Annotated in this window: 21 protein-coding genes; 9 read left to right on the top strand and 12 right to left on the bottom strand. The window is 33.7% G+C overall.

Annotated elements, in window-relative coordinates:
- The first annotated feature begins 25 nt into the window (after positions 1 to 25).
- Both AABL81_RS12205 and AABL81_RS12200 read left to right on the top strand, forming a co-directional pair.
- Positions 26 to 4,372 (top strand): CusA/CzcA family heavy metal efflux RND transporter, encoded by a 4,347-nt coding sequence (locus AABL81_RS12205; RefSeq protein ID WP_341341170.1) that lies wholly within the window; start codon positions 26 to 28, stop codon positions 4,370 to 4,372.
- Between the two features lie 4 nt (positions 4,373 to 4,376).
- Complete coding sequence (locus AABL81_RS12200) at positions 4,377 to 5,540, top strand: efflux RND transporter periplasmic adaptor subunit (RefSeq protein WP_341341169.1); 1,164 nt, start codon at positions 4,377 to 4,379, stop codon at positions 5,538 to 5,540.
- 420 nt (positions 5,541 to 5,960) lie between these two features.
- On the opposite strand, the gene AABL81_RS12195 is transcribed toward AABL81_RS12200, so the two are convergent.
- Positions 5,961 to 6,359 (bottom strand): hypothetical protein, encoded by a 399-nt coding sequence (locus AABL81_RS12195; RefSeq protein ID WP_341341168.1) that lies wholly within the window; start codon positions 6,357 to 6,359, stop codon positions 5,961 to 5,963.
- 268 nt (positions 6,360 to 6,627) lie between these two features.
- Here AABL81_RS12195 and AABL81_RS12190 point away from each other — a divergent pair, with 268 nt between their 5' ends.
- The 4 genes from AABL81_RS12190 (at position 6,628) to AABL81_RS12175 (ending at position 10,931) form a co-directional block, all read left to right on the top strand.
- Positions 6,628 to 7,794: a pyridoxal phosphate-dependent aminotransferase gene (locus tag AABL81_RS12190; protein WP_341341167.1), complete on the top strand. Its 1,167-nt coding sequence runs from the start codon at positions 6,628 to 6,630 to the stop codon at positions 7,792 to 7,794.
- Between the two features lie 32 nt (positions 7,795 to 7,826).
- Entirely contained in the window at positions 7,827 to 8,564 is a 738-nt protein-coding gene (gene bla / locus AABL81_RS12185; protein ID WP_341341166.1) for a BlaB/IND/MUS family subclass B1 metallo-beta-lactamase, read from the top strand.
- Positions 8,565 to 8,662: 98 nt separating this feature from the next.
- A complete protein-coding gene (locus tag AABL81_RS12180) occupies positions 8,663 to 10,207 on the top strand; it encodes a glycine--tRNA ligase (RefSeq protein ID WP_090410166.1) in 1,545 nt (514 codons plus the stop codon).
- Between the two features lie 148 nt (positions 10,208 to 10,355).
- The gene (locus tag AABL81_RS12175) at positions 10,356 to 10,931 is read left to right on the top strand and encodes a YceI family protein (protein WP_341341165.1); all 576 of its coding nucleotides are present in this window, start codon (positions 10,356 to 10,358) and stop codon (positions 10,929 to 10,931) included.
- Between the two features lie 56 nt (positions 10,932 to 10,987).
- Here AABL81_RS12175 and AABL81_RS12170 read toward each other — a convergent pair whose 3' ends face one another.
- From AABL81_RS12170 to AABL81_RS12155, 4 genes are all read right to left on the bottom strand, one after another.
- Complete coding sequence (locus AABL81_RS12170) at positions 10,988 to 11,617, bottom strand: NAD(P)H-binding protein (protein ID WP_158209888.1); 630 nt, start codon at positions 11,615 to 11,617, stop codon at positions 10,988 to 10,990.
- Positions 11,618 to 11,750: 133 nt separating this feature from the next.
- The gene (gene aspA, locus AABL81_RS12165; RefSeq protein WP_341341164.1) at positions 11,751 to 13,151 is read right to left on the bottom strand and encodes an aspartate ammonia-lyase; all 1,401 of its coding nucleotides are present in this window, start codon (positions 13,149 to 13,151) and stop codon (positions 11,751 to 11,753) included.
- Between the two features lie 70 nt (positions 13,152 to 13,221).
- The gene (locus AABL81_RS12160) at positions 13,222 to 13,608 is read right to left on the bottom strand and encodes a YchJ family protein (RefSeq protein ID WP_158209886.1); all 387 of its coding nucleotides are present in this window, start codon (positions 13,606 to 13,608) and stop codon (positions 13,222 to 13,224) included.
- A complete protein-coding gene (locus tag AABL81_RS12155; RefSeq protein ID WP_158209885.1) occupies positions 13,608 to 13,811 on the bottom strand; it encodes a hypothetical protein in 204 nt (67 codons plus the stop codon). Before AABL81_RS12155 ends, AABL81_RS12160 begins: the two co-directional genes overlap by 1 nt.
- 218 nt (positions 13,812 to 14,029) lie before the next feature.
- On the opposite strand from AABL81_RS12155, the gene AABL81_RS12150 reads away from it, so the two are divergent.
- The gene (locus AABL81_RS12150) at positions 14,030 to 14,596 is read left to right on the top strand and encodes a ComF family protein (RefSeq protein WP_341341163.1); all 567 of its coding nucleotides are present in this window, start codon (positions 14,030 to 14,032) and stop codon (positions 14,594 to 14,596) included.
- A 67-nt stretch (positions 14,597 to 14,663) separates the two neighbouring features.
- Complete coding sequence (locus AABL81_RS12145) at positions 14,664 to 16,268, top strand: Ig-like domain-containing protein (protein WP_341341162.1); 1,605 nt, start codon at positions 14,664 to 14,666, stop codon at positions 16,266 to 16,268.
- Between the two features lie 83 nt (positions 16,269 to 16,351).
- Here the strand turns inward: AABL81_RS12145 and AABL81_RS12140 are convergent, their stop codons facing one another.
- The 5 genes from AABL81_RS12140 to AABL81_RS12120 form a co-directional block, all read right to left on the bottom strand.
- Positions 16,352 to 17,122 (bottom strand): nitrilase family protein, encoded by a 771-nt coding sequence (locus tag AABL81_RS12140; RefSeq protein WP_341341161.1) that lies wholly within the window; start codon positions 17,120 to 17,122, stop codon positions 16,352 to 16,354.
- Positions 17,123 to 17,306: 184 nt separating this feature from the next.
- Positions 17,307 to 18,050 carry a succinate dehydrogenase/fumarate reductase iron-sulfur subunit gene (locus AABL81_RS12135; RefSeq protein ID WP_158209882.1) on the bottom strand — a complete coding sequence of 248 codons (744 nt, stop codon included), beginning with the start codon at positions 18,048 to 18,050 and terminating at the stop codon, positions 17,307 to 17,309.
- A 51-nt stretch (positions 18,051 to 18,101) separates the two neighbouring features.
- On the bottom strand, positions 18,102 to 20,102 hold the full coding sequence (locus AABL81_RS12130; RefSeq protein WP_158209881.1) for a fumarate reductase/succinate dehydrogenase flavoprotein subunit: 2,001 nt from the start codon (positions 20,100 to 20,102) through the stop codon (positions 18,102 to 18,104).
- Between the two features lie 17 nt (positions 20,103 to 20,119).
- Entirely contained in the window at positions 20,120 to 20,944 is an 825-nt protein-coding gene (locus AABL81_RS12125; RefSeq protein ID WP_158209880.1) for a succinate dehydrogenase cytochrome b subunit, read from the bottom strand.
- Between the two features lie 182 nt (positions 20,945 to 21,126).
- Complete coding sequence (locus AABL81_RS12120; RefSeq protein WP_341341160.1) at positions 21,127 to 21,975, bottom strand: ChaN family lipoprotein; 849 nt, start codon at positions 21,973 to 21,975, stop codon at positions 21,127 to 21,129.
- Positions 21,976 to 22,129: 154 nt separating this feature from the next.
- Between AABL81_RS12120 and AABL81_RS12115 the strand changes: the two genes are divergently transcribed.
- Entirely contained in the window at positions 22,130 to 22,912 is a 783-nt protein-coding gene (locus tag AABL81_RS12115; RefSeq protein WP_341341159.1) for an alpha/beta fold hydrolase, read from the top strand.
- 31 nt (positions 22,913 to 22,943) lie between these two features.
- Here AABL81_RS12115 and AABL81_RS12110 read toward each other — a convergent pair whose 3' ends face one another.
- Positions 22,944 to 25,706: a PD-(D/E)XK nuclease family protein gene (locus AABL81_RS12110; protein WP_341341158.1), complete on the bottom strand. Its 2,763-nt coding sequence runs from the start codon at positions 25,704 to 25,706 to the stop codon at positions 22,944 to 22,946.
- A 73-nt stretch (positions 25,707 to 25,779) separates the two neighbouring features.
- The coding region (locus AABL81_RS12105) for an OmpA family protein (protein ID WP_341341157.1) at positions 25,780 to 26,512 on the bottom strand (733 nt) is incomplete at its 5' end.

Below are 26,512 nucleotides of genomic sequence, written 5' to 3'. Positions count from 1 at the left end.
ATTAATGTATTAACAGACAATAATCATGTTAAATAAAATTATTGAGTTTTCTGTAAAGAATAAACTCATCATCTCGCTATTTGTATTTGCGTTAATCGGGATTGGATTGTATCAAGTAACTAAATTACCTATTGATGCTGTACCAGATATTACTGACAACCAAGTACAAGTAATCACTGTTGCCCCATCTTATGGAGCTACGGACATAGAAAGACTTGTGACCTTTCCAATTGAACAAGCAAACAGCAATATTGCAGGAATGCAAAGTATCCGAAGCTTCTCTCGCTTTGGACTATCATTAGTAACCATAGTTTTTGATGAAGATGTTGACATCTATTGGGCACGTCAACAAGTTGGAGAACGCCTTCAACAAGTTCAAAGTGAAATTCCACAAGGAATCGGACAACCAGAATTAGGTCCTATCTCAACAGGATTAGGAGAAATTTACCAATACGTTGTACGCCCTGAAAAAGGATACGAAGATAAATTTGACCTTACGGAGTTGCGTACAATTCAAGATTGGGTTGTACGTCGTCAATTACTTACTGTAAAAGGAGTAGCTGAAGTAAGTAGCTTTGGGGGTAAACTAAAGCAATACGAAATTGCTGTAAACCCAAATAAATTAGATGCTTACGGCATCACAATAAACGATGTATTTCAAGCCTTAGAAAGCAATAATGAAAACACTGGAGGTGCTTATATTGAAAAAGGTCCTACAGTATTATATATCCGTTCTGAAGGATTAGTTGGCAATATTGAGGATATTGAAAACATTGCTATTACTTCAAAACAAACAGAACTTCCTTTGTTAATAAGAGACGTTGCTAAAGTAAAAATTGGTAGCGCAACACGCTATGGAGCGATGACTTTTGACGATCAAGGAGAAGTGTCTGGTGCTGTAGTAATGATGCTGAAAGGAGCAAATAGTAATGAAGTAATTCAAGATGTAAAGGCAAAAGTTGCTGAAATCCAGAAAACACTTCCTGAAGGTGTTGTTATTGAAGCCTTTTTAGACCGTACCAAAATGGTTAATAACGCAATTGGTACAGTACAACGAAACCTTACAGAAGGAGCATTAATCGTAGTATTAGTTTTAGTATTGTTTTTAGGAAACTTCAGAGCAGGACTTTTAGTAGCTTCTGTAATTCCTTTAGCAATGTTATTTGCTATCTGTATGATGAACCTCTTTGGGGTAAGTGGAAACTTAATGAGTTTAGGGGCATTAGACTTCGGGCTAATCATTGACGGTGCAGTAATTATTGTAGAAGCCGTCATGCACCAATTCTCCCACAATGCCAAGTTCAAGAAGATGGTCAATTTGAAACAAGAAGAAATGAACAAAACCGTTGTACAATCTGCTTCAAAAATGATGAACAGTGCTGTATTTGGTCAGATCATTATCTTAATTGTATATATTCCAATCTTAACATTACAAGGAATTGAAGGAAAAATGTTTAAACCAATGGCACAAACTGTTGCCTTTGCCCTATTAGGAGCATTCCTTTTATCCTTAACGTATATCCCAATGATGAGCTCATTAATTATGAGCCGTAAAATATCTCATAAACCAAATATATCAGAACGCGTTCTAAATAAATTAGAAGGCTTTTACGAGCGTATGTTGGTAAAAGTAATGGAGATTCCGAAATTAATCTACAGCGTAGTAGGTGTATTATTTGTGATTGCAATCTACATCCTATCAACATTAGGAGGTGAGTTTATTCCTTCCTTAGAAGAAGGGGACTTTGCTGTAGATACCAAAGTATTAAACGGTAGTAACCTAACCACAACAATTGAAAGTACACAAAAAGCTGTTCACATTCTTAAAACAAGATTCCCTGAAGTAGAAAAAGTTGTTACTAAAATTGGTAGTGCCGAGATTCCAACCGACCCTATGCCAATGGATGCCAGCGATATGATGGTCATCTTAAAAGATAAAAGCGAATGGACCTCAGCGGAATCATTCCCTGAGTTAGCAGAGAAAATGACTCACGCATTAGAAGAAATACCTGGAATTACTGTTGGTTTCCAATATCCAGTACAGATGCGTTTTAACGAGTTAATGACAGGAGCCAGACAAGACGTAGTGGTAAAAGTATTTGGAGAAAACTTAGATACTTTAGCTTATACTGCTAATAAAATTGCCGGACTTATCAACACCGTACCTGGAGCAACCAATTTATATGTTGAACCAATTACGGGAATGCCACAATTACTAATTGATTACAACCGACAAGCAATTGCCCGTTATAGACTTTCAATTGCTGAAATCAACAGAATTGTAAACGCTTCTTTAGCCGGACAAAGTACTGGAATGGTCTATGAAGGAGAACAACGTTTTGATATGGTAGTTCGTATGGATGAGAAAAACAGAAAAGACGTAAGTGATATTCAAAACTTACTAATACCTACTCCATCTGGCAACCAAGTTCCTTTAAACCAATTGGCAACAGTTGAAATCAAAGAGGGACCTAACCAAATCCAACGTGAAAACGCACAACGTAGAATCTTTGTAGGGTTTAACGTAAAAGGGCGTGACGTACAAAGTATTGTAGAAGAGTTACAAGAAAAAGTAGAAGCACAAATTACGCTACCTGTCGGATATCAAATTACGTATGGTGGACAATTTGAAAACCTAAACGAAGCAAAAGCTCGTTTGGCAATTGCGGTACCGTTAGCATTGGTATTAATCTTCGTTTTATTATTCTTTGCTTTTAAAGATATACGCGAATGTTTAATGATTTTCACTGCTATTCCACTATCAATTATTGGAGGAGTATTCTTATTAGCCTTAAGAGGAATGCCGTTTAGTATTAGTGCGGGAGTCGGATTTATTGCCCTGTTTGGGGTAGCCGTACTTAATGGTATTGTGCTTATTGCCGAATTTAATAGATTACAAAAATCAGGAATTAAAAATATAGTATTTATCGTGATAAGAGGAGCAAAAACAAGATTGCGCCCAGTGTTAATGACTGCTTGTGTAGCGTCTTTTGGGTTCTTGCCAATGGCATTGAGTAATGGTGCAGGTGCTGAAGTTCAAAGACCATTAGCAACTGTTGTAATTGGGGGGTTAATGTTAGCAACTTTCCTAACTTTATTTGTATTGCCATTGTTGTACATCACATTTGAGCAACGCTTAAAGTTTGACTTCTTTAAAAAGAAGAAAACAGTTGCAGCTATATTACTTGTAGGTCTTGGGTTTACAGCTAATGCACAAACACCAGTGACACTAAACACGGCGTTAGAAACAGCTTTAGAAAACAATACTGTGATTCGCGCTGAAAAATTGAGAACGGAATATGCTAAAGCCTTTATCAAAACAGGGGCTGATTTGCCACAAACTACATTTACCGGTGAATTTGGACAAATCAATGGACCATATACAGACAACAAGTTTGGAGTAGTTCAAGAATTTGCGTTCCCAACTGTTTACAGTAAACAAAAGAATGTGTTTAGAGCAGAATATCAACAAAGTGTTTATAACCTTGATTTAAAAAGTTATGAACTAAAACGAGCAGTTACACAAAGTTTCTACGATTATAGCTATTGGGTAGAAAAAGAGAAATTACTACAACGAGCAGATAGTATGTACACTAACTTCTACAACAAAGCTTTACTTAGATTACAAAAAGGAGAAAGTAATATCTTAGAAAAAACAACAGCTCAAAACCAGCAAATTAGTATTCAAGCACAATTAGCTGAAGTTCAAAAAGCAATAAGCTTAACACAACTTCAATTAAAATACTTATTGAATACAACAGAAAATATTGTTCCTCAATTAGAAGATAACAAAGCTATTTTAACGGCGCTTGAAGCAGATTTACAAAACAATCCTGTTCTTCAAATGATTGAACAACAAAAGGTCATAGCACACGAGCAAACAAAATTGGAGAAATCTAAACAACTACCTAACTTACAAGTTGGATACAACAACAGTACGTTTATGGGAGTTGCTTCTAATGATGTTTACTATGACAGAAGTGAGCGCTTTAGTTCTTTCCACGTTGGTGTTAGTTTACCCTTGTTTACAACTGGTCAACGCGCCAGAGTTAAGGCTTCTAAAAAGGCAGAAGATTTAGCTGATGCCGAATTAGAAATGACTAAAAACAGTTTGGAAAACCGTTATCAACAATTGTTGACAAACCATCAGAACAATCTTGCTATTCTTGGTAATTATGAGAATAACACCCTGAAAAATACCTCAACAATTATTGAAACAGCGCAACTGCAATTTATCAATGGAGAGATAAACTATTTAGAGTATGTGATATTGACAAATCAAGCACTTGATTTTATCAATAACTATTTAGATACTCTAAAAATGTATAATGATAATATCATTCAAATCAATTATCTAACCTCAAATAACTAATACTATGTCATTCAACTATATAAATATCAAATACGCTACTGTTATCCTTGCTATTTCAGGAGCTTTATTATTCACACAGTGTAAACAAAAAGAAGACGCAAGCGAAGAAACAACAGAGCAAACAGAGGACACTGATACTGTACAATTAACGGATGCGCAATTAAAACACGTTACTATTGAGACAACTCAACTTTCTGAACGTCAGATTGCAAAAACACTGAAGTTAAATGGTAAAATAGATGTTCCACCTCAAAACTTAATTTCTGTTACTAACCCATTAGGGGGATACTTGAAACAAACTAAGTTGTTACCTGGTATGCAAGTCAAAAAAGGAGAGTTAATTGCGGTAATGGAAGACCCACAATACATCCAAATTCAACAGAACTATCTAATTGCAAAAGACAAATACGAGTTTGCAAGATTAGACTATAATCGCCAAAAAGACCTAAATGCAAGTCAAGCCAGCAGTGATAAAGTAATGCAACAAGCACAAGCTGAAATGAATAGTCAACATATCACAATGAATGCTCTTGGTCAACAGTTGAGTCTAATCAACATTAATCCTAAGACATTAACACACGATAACATCAGTAAGTCAGTGCCACTATATAGTCCAATTACAGGGTTTGTAAGTAATACCTATGTAAACGTTGGTAAATATGTTACACCTTCAGACGTAATGTTTGAGTTAATCGATCCAAGTGATATCCACTTAAATCTAAAAGTGTATGAAAAAGACTTAGATAAATTAGAAGTTGGACAACGCGTTGTTAGTTATACAAACAACAATCCAGAGAAAAAATACGAAGGAGAAATTGTCTTAATCAGTATGGATATCAATATGGAGGGGGTTTCAGAAGTACATTGTCACTTTGAACAATTTGAGCAAAAATTACTTCCTGGAATGTATATGAATGCAGATATAGACACACATTCTATGCTATCTAAAGCACTACCAGAAGAGAGTGTGGTTTACTTTGAAGGAAGATATTTTGTATTCAATGAAATTGGTAAACAAACTTATCAACTACTTCCTGTTAAAGTTGGAGAAAAGGAAAATGGATTTATCCAAATTGAGAATGCAGAAGAATTAGAAGGTAAAAAAATAGTTTCAAAAGGCGCTTATACCTTGTTGATGAAACTTAAAAATACAGAAGAGGAAGAATAATACTCTTTTCTCACTTACAAACAGAGGGATATCATAGTGATATCCCTCTGTTTGTTTATATAAACTATCGTGAACACTCCTCCTTCAAATTATAAAAGGTAATTCTTTGAGTTGCTAAAAAACACTAAAACCTGTAGATAAGCAAATGTTTTAATCCTATATACACCAAGGCTTACAGGAGTTTTAAACGGCTCTCCTTCGAGACATGTTCTAAACAAGTACCACATTTGTTCGGAAAACAGGCCATTTCCCGAACAAATGTGGTAGATGTGTGGGGTATGTGTCGAACATAGTACCTACAAAACTGAGTTAAAACACTATCTAAGCCACAATCAAACAAAATAAAAAAGTGCTAATTAATCTACTAATTAGCACTTTTTTATCGTTCTATTTTAAAACTACATTATAATTTCCTCTTCTCTACTCTTTGATTCTACACTCTATAGTCTTGCTACAATCCCCACCTTCAACCTTTACGTCAAACTCAATAGGTACACCTGTTTTATTAGGAAAAGCCTTTATCAACAATCTCCTATCCCCCGTTTTCATAACTTGATAATCCTTGGTACTATACTCCGAAACGGATTCGCTAAGTACTATTCCTGAACCATCATTAAGAGGATTATCTTTATAAAGAAGAAAAGGTTGTGGCGTTACATCAATATAAACCTCTCCTCCATAATTTTCAAAACTCACCTCACTCTGACTTACCTTCGTTGGGTTATAACAATCTTTCTTCCAAAAGTCAATTTCCTCACAAGAGGTAGTCACTCCAAAGAAAATGAATACAACAATATAAATTATGCTTCTTTTTTTCATATAACGTAATTACTATTCAAAAATAATTTATTTAACTCACACTATATCAATTTGTTTTAAATAAAATTCAACTATTATACTTTTAAAAACAACTATTTTACAAAAACACTTTTCATCCCTTTTATAGAAAAAAATTATATTTTTTTTAAGATTACATCATTTTTAATCAATATTATTCTATTTTTATACTTCACTCAAGGATTACTTTCCATTTTTAGCAATTGCCTAAAAAACAATAAAGTAAAAAAACCAATAAAACATAATTACGATGAACAGAAGAGACATACTAAAGTTGTCGGGGACATTATTTGCAGGAGCAATCTTCACAAGAGGGTTAGCTGCAACACAAACATTAGAATCAATTGCTGAATTAGGCTTACCAACAACTGTTGATAAAACACCATTGTATCTACATTACAATGAGAATAGCTTAGGCCTTTCTAAAAAAGCACAACAAGCAATTATAGATATTATCCCTTCTGCTAATCGATATCCGGATGCTTATATTGAAGAGCTACAACAAACTATTGCAGACTCTTACCAGATGAAAACTTCTCAAGTGACACTTGGTGTAGGTTCTTCTGATGTAATTCGTGCTATTATCAACAAATTAGGTATTCAAGCATTACAAAAAGGGCAAAAGATTCAATTTATCACGCCAAACCCTACTTTCTTTTTAGCAGCAGACCACGCTGAAGGTATTGGAATACCAGTAGTAATGGTTCCTTTGAATGAAAAGTATGAAATGGATCTTGACAAAATGAAACAGGCTGCAGATAACTTTGATGGACTATCTATCTGTTATTTATGTAACCCTAACAACCCAACAGGAACATTGACTTCAAGTGCATCAATTGAAAAATGGGTAAAAACAGCTAACGCAGATAAAACCTTCTTTATGGTTGATGAAGCATATGCAGAATACATCACTGACCCTTCATTTGTAAGTGGAACTCAATTTGTACAAGAAGGAATGGATAACGTAATCGTATTACGTACATTCTCTAAGATATTTGCAATGGCTGGAATGCGTGTTGGTTATGGTTTAGCAACAGAAAAACTGACTAAAGAATTAGTGACTTTTATGTCTATTTTAAACATAAATATTACAGCAGCTGTAGCTGGTATTGCTTCTTTAAAAGATAAGCAGTTCTTAGCTGATAGTATTGCAATGAATTCAAACTCATTAGCTATTACCACTTCTACCTTAGACGCTTTAGGTTTAGAATATTTACCAAGCCAAGGAAACTTTGTATTTCACAAAATAACTGGTGATCCTCAAAAATATATGGAACGTATGGAAGAAGCAGGTATATTAGTAGGTCGCCCATTCCCTCCTTTGACACAATGGAGTCGTGTTTCACTTGGAACACCAGAAGAAATGACAAGATTTACAGCAACTTTAAAAGACTTCAGAAAAAAAGGATGGGTGTAAACCTATCTTTCCCTTACATAACAAACTAATTAATGCTTAGAAAATCATTTATCTTAATTGCTACTGTATTCAGTAGCTTTTTTGCTTATAGTCAATCTCAAGACTTAAAAATAAACAGACTAAACGAACAGATGTATGTGTACACTACTTTCCAAGAAATTAATGGTACCTTGTACGCTGCAAATGGAATGTATGTCTTAACTGACGAAGGTGTTATTTTAATTGATACGCCTTGGGATAAAACGCAGTTTACTCCCCTTGTAGAATATGTCAAAGAAAATCACAACAAGGAAATCAATATAGTAATCGTAACGCATTTTCACGAAGATAGAGCTGGTGGTTTAGCATACTTTGAAGCATTACGAGCAAAAACGTATGCTTATGAACTAACAAATGAAATCTTACAAAGTAAAAACGAACCTATAGCACAGGAAACTTTTGGCAATGAAAAAGATTTCAACATAGCAGGAGAAAAATTTTCTGTTCACTTTTTAGGTGAAGGACACACCAAAGACAATGTTGTTATTTGGTTTCCCAACGAATCTGTTTTATACGGAGGGTGCCTTGTAAAAAGTGCAGAAGCAACAGACCTTGGTTTTATTGGAGATGCAAATACACAAGAATGGCCAGCAACAATTGCAAAAGTGAAAAATAAATTTCCTTTTCCTGACACGATAATTCCGGGACACGACGATTGGAATATGTGGGGACACATTGAAAATACTGAACGCATTTTAAGAGCTTATAACAAGCCAAAAAAGAACAAATAATAACTTTAATGACAAAAGATTAATAAACTTTAGAAGTTTCATTGTAAAATGGCCTTTTTGAGGTTTCTTATCTTAAAGTCTTTTATTACTTTTGCATTATGGCAAAACAAGATGATATTTTTAAGAACGTTATTTCGCACGCTAAAGAGTATGGTTATATCTTTCCATCAAGCGAAATATACGATGGTTTAAGCGCAGTATATGACTACGCTCAAAACGGTGTGGAGTTAAAAAGAAACATTCGCGAGTACTGGTGGAAATCAATGGTACAAATGCACGAAAATATTGTAGGAATAGATGCCTCAATCTTTATGCATCCAACCACTTGGAAAGCCTCTGGTCACGTTGACGCGTTTAACGACCCATTAATTGACAACAAAGACAGTAAAAAAAGATACAGAGCAGACGTCTTAATTGAAGACTACTGTGAAAAACTATATCAAAAAGCTCAGAAAGAAATCGAAAAAGCTAAAAAACGCTTTGGAGAATCTTTTGACGAAGAACAATTTGTAGCAACTAACCCAAGAGTTGTAGAATACTTAGCTAAGAAAAAAGAAATCTTAGAACGTATGGCTCGTGGATTAGACTCAGGAGATTTAGCTGACGTAAAAGCATTAATTGAAGAGTTAGAAATTGCTGACCCAGAAACTGGTTCTAAAAACTGGACTGAGGTACGTCAATTCAACTTGATGTTTGGTACTAAGCTTGGTGCTTCTGCTGACTCTGCTATGGATTTATATTTACGTCCTGAAACAGCTCAAGGTATTTTCGTAAACTTCTTAAACGTTCAAAAAACAGGACGTATGAAGATTCCTTTTGGTATTGCTCAAACAGGAAAAGCATTCCGTAACGAAATCGTTGCAAGACAATTCATCTTCCGTATGCGCGAATTTGAACAAATGGAAATGCAATTCTTCGTGAAACCAGGAGAAGAAATGAAATACTATGAGTACTGGAAAGCTACTCGTCACAAATGGCACTTATCTTTAGGTATGGGAGCTGAAAACTACCGTTTCCACGACCACGAGAAATTAGCTCACTATGCTAATGCTGCAACTGATATCGAGTTTAACTTCCCATTCGGATTTAAAGAATTAGAAGGTATTCACTCTCGTACTGACTTTGACTTGAAAGCACATGAGAAATTCTCAGGTAAAAAACTTCAATTCTTTGACAACGAAACAAACACTTCTTATGTTCCTTACGTAGTAGAAACATCTGTAGGTCTTGACCGTATGTTCTTATCTATTTTCTCTAAATCTCTTCAAGAAGAAACTTTAGAAGATGGAAGTACAAGAACAGTATTGAAATTACCTGCTGTATTAGCTCCTACAAAAGCTACTATCTTACCATTGGTTAAAAAAGATGGTTTACCAGAAATCGCTAAAGAAATCATTGAAGATTTGAAATGGGATTTCAATGTAGCTTATGATGAAAAAGATGCTGTTGGACGTCGTTACCGTCGTGCTGATGCATTAGGTACTCCATTCTGTATTACAGTGGATCACCAAACATTAGAAGATAAAACAGTTACTATTCGCCACAGAGATACGATGAAACAAGACCGTGTAGCAATTGCCGATCTTAAAAACATCATCAACGAAGAGGTGTCTATCAAAAACTGGTTAAAAAAAATGATGTAATCAATATTTATTGATGTATTTATAGAAAAAGCTGTTCAAGTTAATTGAGCAGCTTTTTTTTGTTTATATACGTTCTTAATGTAGGTTAAGTGATTGTACCTATATCTGATAGTACATTTGTAATCAGATAACAAACAAAATATATATTATGAAAAAAATAGCTTTATTATTTGTAGCCACTTTATTTTCTGTAGCTACTTTCGCACAAACAAAATGGAATGTTGATAATATGCACTCTTTTGTTAACTTCTCAGTAAAACACTTAGGAATCTCTTTTGTAGATGGTCGTTTTGACAAATATGAAGGTACTTTCGTTGGTACTCCAGAAGATTTAACGAAAGGAGTATTCAACTTTACAGTAGATATGAACAGTGTAAACACATCTGTGGAAATGCGTGACAATCACTTAAAAACAAATGATTTCTTCAATGCTGAGAAATTCCCTACGATGACTTTTGAAAGTAAATCAATCAAAAAAACTGGAAAAGATAAATACAAATTAGAAGGTAACTTAACTATTCGTAACATAACTAAACCAGTAACATTCGATTTGACTTACGGAGGGTTATTACAAGATGATGGACAAGGAAACCAAAAGTTAGGGTTCCAAGCTACTACTACTGTAAATCGCTTTGACTTTGACGTTGCTTACGATCCATCAGGACAAGCGATTGCAAAAGATGTAAAAATCGCTGTAAACTTAGAATTTACTAAAGCAAAATAATCCTTCACACCTTATATTTAGTTTCTTTAAAAGGCTTACTGTTTCAGTAGGCCTTTTTAGATATCAGTATTTTCAATTACAGAAACGCGATAAGTAAGTTGTTTACTCTCTTTTCGCATACATTTAGCAACATCAAATACAGAAACCGGTCTAAAGCTTTTATAAAGTCCCAAACGATTTAAAAAACGTATTAGCTTTATACTAAACTTCTCTCCTTTACGAGTAGAATTCGGTCGTAACAATGTACTCGGACGCACAATAATTGTATTTTCAAAGTGTAGAGAAAGAATCGCGTGTTCTATCATTCCTTTTAACTTTAAATAAAAGATTTTACTTCTTTCAGAAGCCCCTTTAGAAGAAAGGACAACGAATGAACGAATACCTTGCGCTCTGCAATACTGCGCGAATTGAATCACGTAATCGTATTCAATATGCCACTGTTTCTCTCTACTTCCAGCATCTTTTAAGGTTGTTCCTAAACAACTAAAAGCAACATCTCCTTCAATAAGGTGTTTCCACTGCTCTATCTTCTCAAAATCAACAACGTGACAAATTAATTTAGGATGCTGTATATCCCAATCATTTCTAACAAAAATCTCTACAAAACTATAGTCGTCATCAGCTAAAAGCTGTCTAACTAACACTTTACCTGTTGCCCCAGTGGCTCCAATTACAACTGCTTTCATAATTCTTGATTTTCTATACTTACTACAAGAAACTTACCATTTTTATTTAGACAATATATTTTAAAAAAGTTACATATCATATTAAATAAAAAAGCCCCCAAAAAGGAGGCTTAAATATAGTAATACTTTATGTTTATTTTTTATGTGGAGCTAACATATGCTTAGGATCCAAAATTTCATCTAAGCGTTCTTTACTCAATAAATTGTGTTCTAAAACCAATTCATAAACTCCTCTTCCTGTTTCCAAAGCTTCTTTGGCAATTTTTGTACTTGCTTTATAACCAATATAAGGGTTTAATGCTGTAACAATACCAATACTTCCTAATACAAGATCTTTGTTGTGTTCTACGTTAGCTTTGATACCTACTACACATTTCTCAACTAATGTTTCCATTGCGTTTTCTAACCACATCATTGACTCCATCACGGTATGAGCTAATACAGGCTCCATTACATTTAATTGTAACTGTGCTGCTTCAGATGCCATTGTGATTGTCATATCATTACCAATTACTTTAAAACAAACCTGGTTTACAACTTCTGGAATAACCGGATTTACTTTACCTGGCATAATAGACGAACCTGGTTGCATTGGAGGTAACTGTATTTCGTTTAATCCAGTACGTGGTCCTGAAGATAATAAACGTAAATCGTTACATATTTTAGAAAGCTTAATAGCTACTTTTTTCAACACACCTGAATATGCTACAAAACCACTTGTATCAGAAGTTGCCTCTACTAAATTCTCAGCAGATGTAACAGGCTGTTTCATTAAAAGTCCTAAATTCTTAGCACATAGGTCTGCATACCCTGGTACTGCATTTAACCCTGTACCAATAGCTGTAGCTCCCATATTAATCTCTAAAAACGATTGGCTTGCTTGATTCAATGCAGCAACCTCTTTTTTAAGAGTATAAGCAAACCCTCCAAACTCTTGTCCTAATGTCATAGGAACAGCATCTTGAAGTTGAGTTCTTCCCATTTTAATAATGTTTTCAAACTCTTTTGCTTTCGCTTCGAAACCTTGTACTAATTTTTCTAAGCGTTCAACTACTTTTTTATTCATTTCAAATACCGCTACCTTTAAAGAAGTAGGATAAGCGTCATTTGTAGATTGTGATAAATTCACGTGATCGTTAGGTGAACAATTTTGATAATCTCCTTTTTGGAAACCTAACAACTCTAAAGCACGGTTTGCAATTACTTCATTGGCATTCATATTTACCGAAGTACCTGCTCCCCCTTGAATCATATCAACAGGAAACTCTTGGTGTAGTTTACCATCCAGAATCTCTTGACACGCATCTGCTATTACTTTATATATCTTCTCATCAAGTACATCTAATTCGAAGTTTGTTTTTGCTGCTGCCCATTTAACGATAGCTAATCCCTTTACAAACTCAGGATAGTCTGATAACTTACTGGTAGAAATCTTAAAATTATTAATCGCACGTTGTGTTTGTACACCGTAATATGCTTCTAAAGGCACTTGTAATTCTCCTAATAAATCGCTTTCAATTCTGGTAGATTTCATATGCTATAATTTTATATTTTCACTAAGTTACAAAGTAATTTTCATTAAATGTTTCTTTATTTTAGTGGTTTTACTCCTCAAAAGTACCTGATACATAGTACCATTTCTCTCCAAGTTTCTCAAAAAGAGAATTTTCATAATGAATTTGTCTTATTTCACCACTATCTTTAAAGTAAGCTTTAAAAACCACTCGATTTACCTCACTTAATATAATTTCTAATTTTTCCCACGTATTCTCCTTTGACCACTGTAGAATTGCTTTTCTACTGTGAAAATGCCTTGTTTTCGGGTGAGTGGTATCAATAATATATCTTGCATTTGCAACAACATAAGCCGAATAACGTGAACGCATTAATTTTTCAGCTGAATCAGGTATTACTTTATTGTTTAAAAATGGCTCACAGCATAACTCAAAAGTAAGACCACTACCACAATAGCATTTTTCTACTTGTTCCATTAAGCAATTTTCCCTTTTAATTCATTTACAATTTTCTCTAACTTACCCCATTGTACTAAATCTTCATCTGTAGCTGCAAAGTCTAACCCTTCGTTTATCATTTCTAATACAGACTCTGCTAACTCTTTAGCTTCTTCTTTTTTATTTTGAGCAATCAATACCATCAATTGCATAACTTCTTTCTTTACTGCTTCTAAATTCATATCTAATATTTCATTATCCAACAAAGATATTTGATATTGAGTATTATAACAGCTGATTTTTTTCTAATTTTATTAAGCATTACATTTTCAACTCGTTAACTATGCTAAATAATCTCGTAAACCTTCTATTTCCCAAGTGTTGTTTAGCTTGTAAACAGCACTTGCTCAAAAATGAAGAAGTAATTTGTTTTTCCTGCCGAGATAATTTGCCTTTCACAATGGAACATACAAGCGATGAAAACACAACGATGATGAAGTTTTACGGAAGAGTACCCCTCGAATTTGGATCGTGTATGCTTTATTATTCAAAAGGAGGTATTGTTCAGAGATTATTACACAATTTAAAATATAACAATCATTCTGAAATAAGTGACTTCTTAGGAAAACTCTATTGTTATCAACTAACTAACTTATCTATATTGTCTACTATAACAGAAATAATCCCTGTTCCTTTACACAAAAAGAAGCTAAAAAAAAGAGGCTATAATCAAGTTACGGGTTTTGCAGAAGCTTTATCTAAACATTTTGATATACCAATAAACGATAAACTGTTAATCAAACGGATTAAAACCACTTCACAAACTAAAAAAAACAGATTTCAACGACTTAAAAATAATACAGAAGAATTTGCTCTGGACATTAAGCAGCAAAACTTTGAAACCAATCACTTCTTGTTAATTGACGACATCTTAACTACAGGAGGTACATTAGAAGCTTGTAGTAAAATTTTACTAAAAATACCCAATTCAAAGATTACTATTCTCTGTTTAGCATCAACCATTTAAAAGTTTTAATATCTGTTATTTTCTAACTAAAAAATATAGTTGTTAATTTGTCCTTTAAATTATAACTATGTCTAAGTTTCGCATATACTTCTTATGTTGTTTTACTATTATTTGTACAGTTACATTCTCTAACTGTGCGAAAAGAGGGTTTATTTCTGGAGGTGATAAAGACACTATTCCACCTGTAATGGTTGGTAGTACCCCTAAAAACTTTTCAACAAACTTTAATAAGAATGAGATCAAAATTGATTTTGATGAATTTGTAAAGATTAAAAATGCAAATCAAAATGTAATTATCTCTCCTCCATTGGAAAAGATGCCTGATATCCAGCCAATGGGTCTTGCAAAAAAAACCGTTACTATTAAATTTACAGATACATTAGCTCCTAATACAACTTATAGTTTCAACTTTGGAGATGCTATCATAGACAATAATGAGGGGAACGTTTTAAAACAATTTAAATACGTTTTTTCTACAGGAGATTATATCGATTCTTTAAAAGTATCTGGTACTATTAAATCTGCTAACAAATTTAAAGCTGATAACTTCGTTAATGTGATGCTTTATGATGCAAAGTCGTTTAAAGATTCTACCATTTACACACAAAAACCATTGTATGTAACGAATACTTTAGATAGTTTAACTACGTTTACTATTGAAAATATTAAGGAAGGAACTTACTATTTAATTGCTTTAAAGGATAAAAACAACGACTATAAGTTTGACCCAAAACAAGATAAGATTGCTTTTATTAAAGACTCTATTCAAATTCCAACTGACAAGGAGTTTGAATTAACTCTTTTTAAATCAGATGAGAAATTTGAAGCATCAAGACCTTCACAAATTTCTGAAAACAAATGGTACTTACCCTATATTGGTAACCCAGATAATGTATCAATTGAAGTTAAAAAAGGAGAGAAAGTTATTCCAAACGCATATTCTTATTTAAAAGAAAAAGATAGTTTACAAGTTTGGTTCCCTAAAATTGAAGCTGACTCACTTTTAATTACAGCAAAAAAAGACGACTATACAAAGACTTTTACTGTGAAACCAAGAGTAAAAATGAAAGAAGTAGATTCTCTTAAAGTTTCAGGTAAATCAGGTACGTTAGATTTTATTTCTGACTTTACAATTGAGACAACTACTCCTATAAAAGATATCAACTCTGCATTAATCTCTATTTTTAATAAAGATACAGTAGCAGTTCCTTTTTCATTAGAACAATTGCCCCTTGAGCAAAAACTTTCTTTGAAATTCGATAGAGAAGAAAACAACGCCTACACTGTAAATCTAATGCCAGGTGCATTAACAGATTTCTTTGGTACTAAAAACGATACGCTTAATTTTAATGTAAAAACATTGGCAATGACTGATTATGGGAATTTAGCCTTAACATTTACTGGAGTAAAACGCTTTCCTATTATTGTAGAGTTACTTGATGAAAGAGAAAAAGTAATTGCAAGTCAATACAGTGAAGATAAGAATACATTTGAATTTACAGCATTGCCTCCTCGTCAATACTACATTCGTGTAACTTATGACGACAATAAAAATGGCAAATGGGATTCCGGTTATTTCTGGGATCGTAAAGAACCTGAAGAAACTGTTTACTTCCCAGAGCAAATAGATGTTCGCGCTAACTGGGATATTAATGAACAAATCGCCTTATAATAAGTCTTTCTAACATAAGATTTATCATCAATAAAAAAGCCTCTTAGTAACTATTTACTAAGAGGCTTTTTAGTGTTTTTTTGTTATCTCAACAAGGTAAAATTATCGGCATCTTTTAAAAATCCTAAACGATGACGTAACTTATCTTGTTTTTCTTTATCTAATTCAACGTAAACTACCTGTTCTCCTACTAATGGTTCTACAAGATAATTACCTAAAGTATCTAAAACTTGTGAGTGACCTGAATACACATTGTTATTCTCATCAGAGCCACTTCTATTAACTCCAACTACGTAAGACATATTTTCTATCGCACGTGCTTTAATCAAAGAATCCCACGCGTAAATACGCTGGTCTGGCCAACTTGCAACATAAAGCAACAAATCATATACCCCTCCTACATTTCTACTAAATGCGGGAAAGCGTAAATCATAACAAACAAGAGGACATATTTTCCACCCTTTATACTCCACAATCAATCTTTCTTGGCCTGCTGTATAAACCTTTTCTTCCCCAGCTAAAGAAAACAAATGGCGTTTATCATAGGTCTTGACTTCCCCTGTAGGAAAGATAAAAAACATACGGTTGTAATACTTCTTGTCTTCCTCAATAACAATACTACCTGTTAAAGCAAAATTACGCGATTTACACAACGATATTAACTCTACAATAAACTTATCTGACATTGCAATAGAAACTCGCTCTGGATGCATTGTAAAGCCTGAGGTAAACATCTCTGGTAATACAACAAGATGTGTGCCTTCGGTTATTGCATTTAACTTCTGTATGAATGACTGTTTATTCTCCTCTATATTTTCCCACGCTAATGGTGCTTGTATCAAAGCTACTTTCATTGTCAATATCATTTGATTAATAAATTCAAAAATAAGAAAAGAAAGCTGAAGTAGCTCTTCTTTTCAAAAGCCTCACTACATAAAAGTTTGCTAAGCCTATACTCTAAGTTGAATGAACAAAGATGAAATATTCCCATAAAAAAAGCCCGTGTAATACACGGGCTTTCCTATAAATTGAGTTGAATTACTTCAAACTTGCTTTTAAATACTCTCTATTCATACGAGCGATATTCTCAAGAGAAATACCTTTTGGACATTCGATTTCACAAGCTCCTGTATTAGTACAGTTACCAAATCCTAAAGCATCCATTTCTTCAACCATGTTCATAACACGATCAGCTGCTTCAACTTTACCTTGCGGTAATAAAGCAAATTGAGAAACTTTAGCAGAAACGAATAACATCGCTGAAGAGTTTTTACATGTTGCAACACAAGCACCACATCCAATACAAGTAGCAGCGTCAAAAGCACGGTCTGCATCGTGTTTAGGAATAGGAATTGCGTTAGCATCTTGTGTGTTTCCAGATGTATTAACAGAAACGAAACCACCTGCATGTTGAATTTTATCAAAAGCAGTACGGTCTACAACTAAATCCTTGATTACAGGGAAAGCTTTAGCTCTAAAAGGCTCAATGTAGATAGTATCTCCATCTTTAAACTTTCTCATGTGTAACTGACAAGTTGTAATACCTCTATCAGGTCCGTGAGCTTCACCATTAATAAATAATGAACACATACCACAAATACCTTCACGACAGTCGTGGTCAAAAGCTACTGGCTCATCACCTTTCTCGATTAACTCGTTGTTTAAAACATCAAGCATTTCTAAGAAAGACATATCAGGAGAAACGTTGTCGATTTTATAATCAACCATTTTTCCTTGTACTTTAGCGTTGGATTGACGCCATATTTTTAGTGTAAGATTCATTTGTATCGAATTTTTACAATAAGACAAGATTAAAAAATCTTTGTCTCAATATTATTTATAACTACGAGTTACCAATTTAATGTTTTCATAAACCAAGTCTTCTTTGTGAAGCACTGCATCACTTGGGTTTCCTTTGTATTCCCAAGCAGCAACGTATGCGAAGTTTTCGTCATCACGTTTTGCTTCTCCATCAGGAGTTTGGTGCTCTTCACGGAAGTGACCTCCACAAGATTCTTCACGGTGTAAAGCATCTTTCGCAAATAATTCACCTAACTCTAAGAAATCAGCTACTCTTAACGCTTTTTCAAGCTCTTGGTTAAAGCTATCAGCAGTACCAGAAACTTTTACGTCTTTGTAGAAATCTTCTCTTAGCTTAGCAATTTCAGCCATCGCCTCAGTTAATCCTTGAGCATTACGAGCCATACCTACTTTATCCCACATAATTTTACCTAATTTTTTGTGGAAGTAGTCAACTGAATGAGAACCTTTATTTGTTAAAAGGTGATCAATCATACCACGTACGTTTTTCTCAGCTGCCTCGAATTCAGGTAAGTCAGTTGGAATTTCACCAGTACGGATATCGTCTGCTAAGTAGTTACCAATTGTGTAAGGTAAAACGAAATAACCATCAGCTAATCCTTGCATTAAAGCAGAAGCACCTAAACGGTTAGCTCCGTGATCAGAGAAGTTAGCTTCACCTAAAATATAACATCCTTCGATTGTAGACATTAAGTCATAATCTACCCAAAGACCACCCATTGTATAGTGAACTGCAGGATAAATCATCATTGGAGTTGTATATGGATCCTCATCTACGATCTTCTCGTACATTTGGAATAAGTTACCATATTTATTTTCAACAACGTCTTTACCTAATTTGTAAACAAGTTTAGCGTCGTTTTCATCTAAGTGTTTCAATCTTGCTTGCTCTTTTCCGTAACGGTCAATAGCAGAAGCGAAATCTAAATATACAGCTTCACCAGTAGCGTTTACTCCATATCCAGCATCACATCTTTCTTTAGCAGCACGTGAAGCAACGTCACGAGGTACTAAGTTACCAAAAGATGGATATCTTCTTTCTAAGTAGTAATCTCTATCTTCTTCAGCAATTTGAGTTGGCTTTAATTTACCTTCTCTAATAGCTACTGCATCCTCCATTTTCTTAGGAACCCAAATACGTCCGTCATTACGTAATGACTCAGACATCAAAGTTAATTTTGATTGGTGGTCTCCAGTTACAGGGATACAAGTTGGGTGAATTTGTGTAAAACAAGGGTTAGCAAAGTACGCTCCACGTTTATGTGCTTTCCAAGCAGCAGTAACGTTTGAACCCATTGCATTTGTAGATAAGAAGAATACGTTACCATATCCTCCAGTTGCAATTACAACAGCGTGAGCAGAGTGACGCTCAATCTCACCATTAATTAAGTTACGAGCAATAATACCTCTTGCTTTTCCATCTACAAGTACAATGTCTAACATTTCGTGACGGTTGTACATATGGATTTTTCCACGACCGATTTGACGGTTCATTGCAGAATAAGCCCCTAATAATAATTGCTGTCCTGTTTGTCCTTTAGCGTAGAAAGTACGTGATACTTGCACACCACCAAAAGAACGGTTATCTAAAAGACCTCCGTATTCACGAGCAAAAGGTACACCTTGAGCCACACATTGGTCAATAATATTTTCTGAAACTTCAGCTAAACGGTAAACGTTAGCTTCACGTGCACGGTAGTCACCACCTTTTACAGTATCATAGAATAATCTGTAAACAGAGTCACCATCACCTTGGTAGTTTTTAGATGCGTTAATCCCCCCTTGAGCAGCAATAGAGTGTGCACGACGAGGTGAATCTTGGTAACAAAATGCTTTTACATTATAACCTAACTCAGCTAATGTAGCAGCAGCTGATCCTCCAGCTAATCCAGTACCAACAACAATAACATCAATGTTACGTTTGTTTGCAGGGTTAACTAATTTTATATGATTTTTATAATCAGACCATTTTTTATCAAGTGGTCCATTAGGTATCTTAGAATCTAATTTCATAATCAATTTCTTTAGGACTATTTAATAAAGTGAATATATAAAGGAATAATAGCGAATAATGCTGGAACTAAATAGCAGAATAAGTATCCTCCTAATTTAATTAATCCGTTATACTTTGGATTGTTTACCCCTAAAGATTGGAATGCACTTGCAAATCCGTGAGATAAGTGGAATCCAAGAACAATCATTGCAATTACATACAAGATAGTACTGATTAGTCCTGTACTTGGGTCTTTAAAAAACTCAATTGTAATTTTGTGTAAATCTTTGTAACCGTCAGCAACTTTCAAGTCTGTATTCGCTTGGAAAAACTGAGTTCCCTTCACTTCTAACTGTCCCATTTCAACAGCTGTAACAGGAATTGCTTGTTCTTGTACTGTTTTGTAAACAAGAACTGGTTCTTGTCCCTCAATTGTAACTTCTACTGTTTGCAAAGGCATTTCAGAAAAATGCATTTTAGCCCAGAAATTAACCATGTGAGTAACGATGAACACTAACAATAAAGTACCTAAAACTGCCATGTTTCTTGAAGAAAATGAGCTGTTAGCAGCAGCATTGTTTTTAGCATATCCGATTGGACGTGCCTTCTTGTTTTGAATTGTTAAAACGATACCATCAATCGCGTGGAACAAGATTGAAATATACGTAACATAAGATAATACTTTTACTGCTGGATTAGTTGTCATGAATAATGCGTACTCATTGAATTTTGAAGCATCACCAAAAATCAATTGAAGGTTTCCCACCAAGTGACCAACCAAAAACAAGCATAAAAATAACCCTGTAAGAGCCATCCAATACTTCTTCGCTAAGGATGACTTTAAAAGTGCAGATTTTGCCATAATGTAATTTTAATTGTTTTTCTTGAAAAAATCTCTCAAAAATACAGCTTATTAACGTTATGCACAACGAGCAAAGCCCTATTTATACTGAGTTTAAACAGAGAAAAACACAACAAAAATCACGAAACAAATCGCAATAATCATACTATTTAAGACTAAACAATCTTTTTAGTTAAAAAAAACTAAAAAGATTTTAAAATGTTCGCATCAACAACAATAATAAAGTTAGCTAAACCTAAATTATCTGGGGTAAATTGTACCCCATCCTCCCCTTCTACCATAGTAATTGTAGCAATTTTGAGAGTAGAATTGTACTTTTTCAAATACCAAACAATTCCTTCAAAGTTATTACTATGATATGAACCGTTAAAATGTAAGAACAATTGTCCTTTTCTCGCATTTTGAATAATAAAATGTGCCATTGTAGCATCTTTTATAGCTTGTGCTTTAGGCATATTCTCATCTGCGTGATCTTCAAACATTGTCATCATCTTTTGATAACCCGGTAGACTATTATCATAAGGAAAAGGCAATGGAGCAATCCATTGTTTTTCTTGCAAACTCAATGTATCTAATGACTCAACACCTTTCTTATACACCATACTTGCAAAGCGTCTCGGCACATTAGTTGCGATAAAACTAAGCTTATTATCTTTAGCATACTCAACTAAAGGTCTGTAATCTGTCTGATAGTTATTCCACAACCTAACACTTTTATTAAATTGCTCTTCATTATCAAAACCTTGCAAATAATTATCTAATCCGATTTGATTATCCGCTTCAAACATTTCTGCTCCCAACACGACACGCTTTATCTTCCCTAATGATTTTGTAGTTTGTAATTGTAACCAATGTCCTATTGAATTATTATGATACTCACCGAATAATACAACATCTTCTTTCGCCAGTTCCTTGATCATTTTATCATAACTAACCTTTTTCCCTTTTTGATTATAAATCTGATATGGCCTTCCTGTTTGTGCAAACCCAAATGAACATACCAACAAAAGAACTACAACTATATTTCTCATCTATTTTATACTTTTTTGATTTGTTACAAATATAACAGCTTTCTTTAATTAAGAATGAATTTAAATAAACTTATATATTACTTGACAGACAACATATTGAATTTTATTTTGATTATATAAGGGAACTCATAAATTTGCAAACAAATATGTTAGAATGGGATTAATCAAGATAAATTACAAAAACATTGACCTTGCGTTTATAGACAAAGGAAAAGGAAGCTCCTTAATATTCTTACATGGTTTTCTTGAAAACGCAACAATGTGGAACTATTACATAGAAAGTCTATCCAAAAAATATCGTGTAATTTCTATTGACTTATTAGGACATGGAAAAACAGACTGTATTGGATATATCCATAGCATGGAAGATATGGCAGATGCTGTTTTTGCAGTTATTTCTCATTTAAACCTAAAAAAAGTCACGCTTATTGGTCATTCTATGGGGGGATATGTAGCTTTAGCTTTTGGAGAGCTTTATCCCGATTTTGTAAAAAAAGTAATATTAGTTGCCTCAACAACAAGAGCAGATCCTTCTGAAAAAAAGAAAAATAGAGATAGAGCCATAGAGATAATAAAGAAAAATAGTGACCTTTTCGTCAAAATGGCTGTTGGAAATCAATTTCAACTCCATATTAGAACATCAAAAGTAACTGAAATTGAACAACATCTAAATAATGCTCTTACAACACCTGTACAAGGAATTGTTGCAGCTTTAGAAGGAATGAAAACAAGAACAGATCGCGAAGTCTTATTACATTTTGCTCCATTTAAAATACAATTTATACTTGGAGACAAAGATCCTGTTATGGTATACGATGACACCATCACTCAAATTGACAACAAAAACGATGATTTAATTACTCTAAATGGTGGACATATGTTACATATTGAAGCTAAAGAAGAATTACTGACCGCAATAAAAACATTTTTAAAATAAGAAAGGAGAGGTGCTGCACACCTCTCCTTTCCTATTTTATTTCTTCTAAGAAACTTTCTTTTGGATTTAAGATTGTCAATATCAAAGTTACTAACTCTTCTTTAAAAAAAGATAACGTCTCACTTGTAATGCTATGATCAACTTCTTTCCCATTACGAACACCAAAGAAAAGAAATCCTTCACGTCTATTCTTAAACGAATAAATTCCAGCTTCAAAAGACTTATTCTCATCTCCTTGGGCATACATTAATGCATAGCATAGAAGCTGAATAATCTTATCGTTTTTTAAATCTAATGTCAAACCTTCCCATGTACTTAACTTAACATTATTTGACTCTACTTTCCCACTTTTATAATCTATAATACGTATTACCCCATTTCTCTCTTCAATTCTATCTACGAAACCAAATAAATTAATTGGATATGGCAAACGACTATCTTCTAATGTCAGCTTTAACTCTGTTTCAAGCTCTAATAACAATACATCATCTCCCTTTTCTAATCTACTAACCTCTTCATTTAAAAAATGATATACATTTCTTTTAGCCACCTCAAAAGCTAAAAGATTCTTTCCCATTTTCTCTTTATCACTATTATAAACTTCTTCAAATTGGGTTTGAACTTCATTATCTGCCTGTTTTTGTATCTCACGTATAATTGGAATAGATAATCTTGCACCTACAAAAGGTTTATATAAATTCTCTAAAGCATTGTGAATAATGGTTCCTAAAGTATTCAAAGCAACGCTTTCTTCCACCTCCTCTACCTCACGTATACGTAAAACTCGTTGCATATAAAACTGTATTGGATTACGTAAATAGTTTGACAAAGCTGAAGGAGAAAAACCTTTACCAATTGAAATTTCTTTTAGCTCCTCTTGTAGCTTTGATGATTTAGGAATTTCAATTGCTTCGTATGCTTTATCTGGTAAATCAGCTGAATATGTAACATACTCAACTTTGTGATTATTACATTGCTCAACTTCTAACTGCGTCAAAAATCTACTTTTCTCACCTGCATCCATACCATCAGCTTGTGAATTATAGATTAAATAAACATTTTTAGCACGTAATAACAAATGATAGAAGTGATAACTATAAATAGCATCCTTCTCTTTATAAGTAGGCAATCCTATTTCACGTTTTATATCATATGGTATAAAGGAGTTTTGAGACTTTCCAGCAGGAAACTTACCCTCATTTACAGAAGTAACTATCACTGTATCAAAATCTAAAACTCTACTCTCTAAAACCCCCATTACCTGAAGTCCTTGCAAAGGCTCTCCTTCAAAAGACACCTCTGCCATATCCATAACTTGTTTATATAAAGCGTATAGAGTTTCAAAACTTGTAATAAAACTATACTTTTGACAGTATGAAATAAGTCGATTTAGCATTTGATAAGCCGAATACAAAAAAGTCTTACTTAACCGCTCACTATCAATTTCATCGTTAAGATTATTTTTAATTACAAGAACAATATCTATTAAAGTTTGAAGAATATCCAAAGGAGACTTCTCTTTCCATGATTCAAAAACAAGCTTTCTCAAAGGAGAAGTAGTATCATTAATCCATTCTTCAAATCTATTAAGCGTAAAGAAAGTCATATTCTTATTATTAATTTCCTTGACAATAGATTCACCAGAAATAACAACATTCAATATTGGATTACTTAATACATCTAAAATCTCTTTATAATAAACGACATACTGCTTTCCGGATCTTCTAATGGCAGATAAATGCATCTTGAATATCTTATTTAATAGAATCTGTACAGGATTACTATTTCCACTATACCCCATTGTAATATTCAAACTACTAACTTGATTTGGCAAACTATGCAAAACAGGTAACAATAAGTTCTCCTCTCCTAAAACCACTGCAACTTTCTCTAACTTAGGACTATTATCTAAGATAGATTCTACAATTTGTCCAGCTATTTTAGCTTGACCTACACTTTTAGGTGTTTGAATTACTGTAATATTTTTTTCTTGAGAGAACTCATCTACAATCCATTCAAAAGGATTCCTTTGATAATGAGACCAATTCCTCTTAATTCTACGCAAAAATAACCCTGCATCATGATAGGGATCATTCATAAAATATTGATCAATATCCCAAAAAACTTTCCCTCTCTTTTCAAGTAGAATATGCTGAATAATAACTTCTTCCGCAGCATTAAGAGCGTTAAAACCAGCAAAATAATATTGTTTATTATTTGCCTTAATGAACTCTTTATGCTTATTTACAGCTTCTCTATAGATCAATCCTTGATACCCTATATTCTTTTCAATCAATCGAGTATAAAGCTTATCATAATACAAAGGCATTTTATCCCAAAATTCTAAATAACTACTAATCAAGTCAGTCTTTTGCTCAGGATCTAATGACCAATGCTTTATATCTTCAATATTTTTTAAATATGAAAAAACATAATTAGGATCTAATAAATATCTGTCAACTTCATTGAAATCTTGTAATAACATTTTTGCCCAATTTGCAAAATGGTCAAAATCTTGTGCAGCTTCCTCATGGGTATCTCTATACACTATATAGAATTCAAACAATAGTTCTATTGAATCAATAGCACGAATACCTGACAAACTTTGTATCAAGTCTTCAATACTAATAATTTCAGGTGCAAAAACACTTGTATTATAATATTTTTTTAAATCTTCTAACAAAAATATTTTAGCCCTTTTATTGGGAAGTACAATGACTAAATCATTCATAGACAAAGGAAAATCTTCCTTTATCTGAGCGCTCAATTTATCTAAAAAAGAAGTTGTATTCATAAAATAAAGATATAAAAAAAACGCTTCGATTAACTCGAAGCGTTTCCTTATAATTATATGACGTTTAAATCAATTATTTTTTTAATTGAATTTCAACACGTCTGTTTAACTCACGTCCTTTAACTGTTTTGTTAGAAGCGATTGGATCAGCAGAACCGTAACCTTTAGAAGTTAAACGGCTTGCGTCGATACCTTTCTCAATTAAATAAACTTTAACTGCGTTAGCTCTATTATCAGATAATGGCACGTTAATTCTGTCAGATCCTGTACTGTCAGTATATCCAGCAATGTGGAATTTAGCAGTTGGGTATTCTTTCATAATTTTAACGATGTTATCTAAAACAGCGTAAGAAGAATTTTGGAAAGTAAATTTACCTGTATTGAATAAGATAGTTTTACCATAGTCATTAAGTTGTTTTACTGCCTCTTCTTTAATTTCAGGACATCCATTGTTTGAAGCTGGACCAGGAACATCTGGACATTCGTCTAAATGATCTGGCACACCATCACCATCTCTATCTGGCCATGGACAACCTTTATTTTCTTTTGGACCAGGAACTTCTGGACACTCATCTAAATGATCTGGCACACCGTCACCGTCTGTATCAGGACATCCGTTGAACTCAGCTAAACCAGGTACATCTGGACACTCATCTTTATGATCTGGAATACCGTCTCCATCTGTATCAGGACATCCGTTGAATTCTGGTAAACCAGGAACGTCTGGACACTCATCTAAATGATCTGGAATACCGTCACCGTCTGTATCAGGACATCCGTTGAACTCAGCTAAACCAGGTACATCT

Source organism: Myroides sp. C1519 (assembly GCF_038039755.1).
In the GTDB taxonomy this organism is placed as follows: Bacteria; Bacteroidota; Bacteroidia; order Flavobacteriales; family Flavobacteriaceae; genus Flavobacterium; species Flavobacterium phaeum_A.
Note: the sequence above shows the minus strand (reverse complement) of the source record. Positions and strands in the feature narration are given on the sequence as shown.

What these genes read in the sequence shown, in the direction of transcription:
- AABL81_RS12205 (WP_341341170.1), top strand. Translation starts at nt 26, where the DNA reads ATGTTAAATAAAATTATTGAGTTTTCTGTAAAGAATAAACTCATCATC.
- AABL81_RS12200 (WP_341341169.1), top strand. Translation starts at nt 4,377, where the DNA reads ATGTCATTCAACTATATAAATATCAAATACGCTACTGTTATCCTTGCT.
- AABL81_RS12195 (WP_341341168.1), bottom strand. Translation starts at nt 6,359, where the DNA reads ATGAAAAAAAGAAGCATAATTTATATTGTTGTATTCATTTTCTTTGGA.
- AABL81_RS12190 (WP_341341167.1), top strand. Translation starts at nt 6,628, where the DNA reads ATGAACAGAAGAGACATACTAAAGTTGTCGGGGACATTATTTGCAGGA.
- bla (WP_341341166.1), top strand. Translation starts at nt 7,827, where the DNA reads ATGCTTAGAAAATCATTTATCTTAATTGCTACTGTATTCAGTAGCTTT.
- AABL81_RS12180 (WP_090410166.1), top strand. Translation starts at nt 8,663, where the DNA reads ATGGCAAAACAAGATGATATTTTTAAGAACGTTATTTCGCACGCTAAA.
- AABL81_RS12175 (WP_341341165.1), top strand. Translation starts at nt 10,356, where the DNA reads ATGAAAAAAATAGCTTTATTATTTGTAGCCACTTTATTTTCTGTAGCT.
- AABL81_RS12170 (WP_158209888.1), bottom strand. Translation starts at nt 11,617, where the DNA reads ATGAAAGCAGTTGTAATTGGAGCCACTGGGGCAACAGGTAAAGTGTTA.
- aspA (WP_341341164.1), bottom strand. Translation starts at nt 13,151, where the DNA reads ATGAAATCTACCAGAATTGAAAGCGATTTATTAGGAGAATTACAAGTG.
- AABL81_RS12160 (WP_158209886.1), bottom strand. Translation starts at nt 13,608, where the DNA reads ATGGAACAAGTAGAAAAATGCTATTGTGGTAGTGGTCTTACTTTTGAG.
- AABL81_RS12155 (WP_158209885.1), bottom strand. Translation starts at nt 13,811, where the DNA reads ATGAATTTAGAAGCAGTAAAGAAAGAAGTTATGCAATTGATGGTATTG.
- AABL81_RS12150 (WP_341341163.1), top strand. Translation starts at nt 14,030, where the DNA reads ATGGAACATACAAGCGATGAAAACACAACGATGATGAAGTTTTACGGA.
- AABL81_RS12145 (WP_341341162.1), top strand. Translation starts at nt 14,664, where the DNA reads ATGTCTAAGTTTCGCATATACTTCTTATGTTGTTTTACTATTATTTGT.
- AABL81_RS12140 (WP_341341161.1), bottom strand. Translation starts at nt 17,122, where the DNA reads ATGAAAGTAGCTTTGATACAAGCACCATTAGCGTGGGAAAATATAGAG.
- AABL81_RS12135 (WP_158209882.1), bottom strand. Translation starts at nt 18,050, where the DNA reads ATGAATCTTACACTAAAAATATGGCGTCAATCCAACGCTAAAGTACAA.
- AABL81_RS12130 (WP_158209881.1), bottom strand. Translation starts at nt 20,102, where the DNA reads ATGAAATTAGATTCTAAGATACCTAATGGACCACTTGATAAAAAATGG.
- AABL81_RS12125 (WP_158209880.1), bottom strand. Translation starts at nt 20,944, where the DNA reads ATGGCAAAATCTGCACTTTTAAAGTCATCCTTAGCGAAGAAGTATTGG.
- AABL81_RS12120 (WP_341341160.1), bottom strand. Translation starts at nt 21,975, where the DNA reads ATGAGAAATATAGTTGTAGTTCTTTTGTTGGTATGTTCATTTGGGTTT.
- AABL81_RS12115 (WP_341341159.1), top strand. Translation starts at nt 22,130, where the DNA reads ATGGGATTAATCAAGATAAATTACAAAAACATTGACCTTGCGTTTATA.
- AABL81_RS12110 (WP_341341158.1), bottom strand. Translation starts at nt 25,706, where the DNA reads ATGAATACAACTTCTTTTTTAGATAAATTGAGCGCTCAGATAAAGGAA.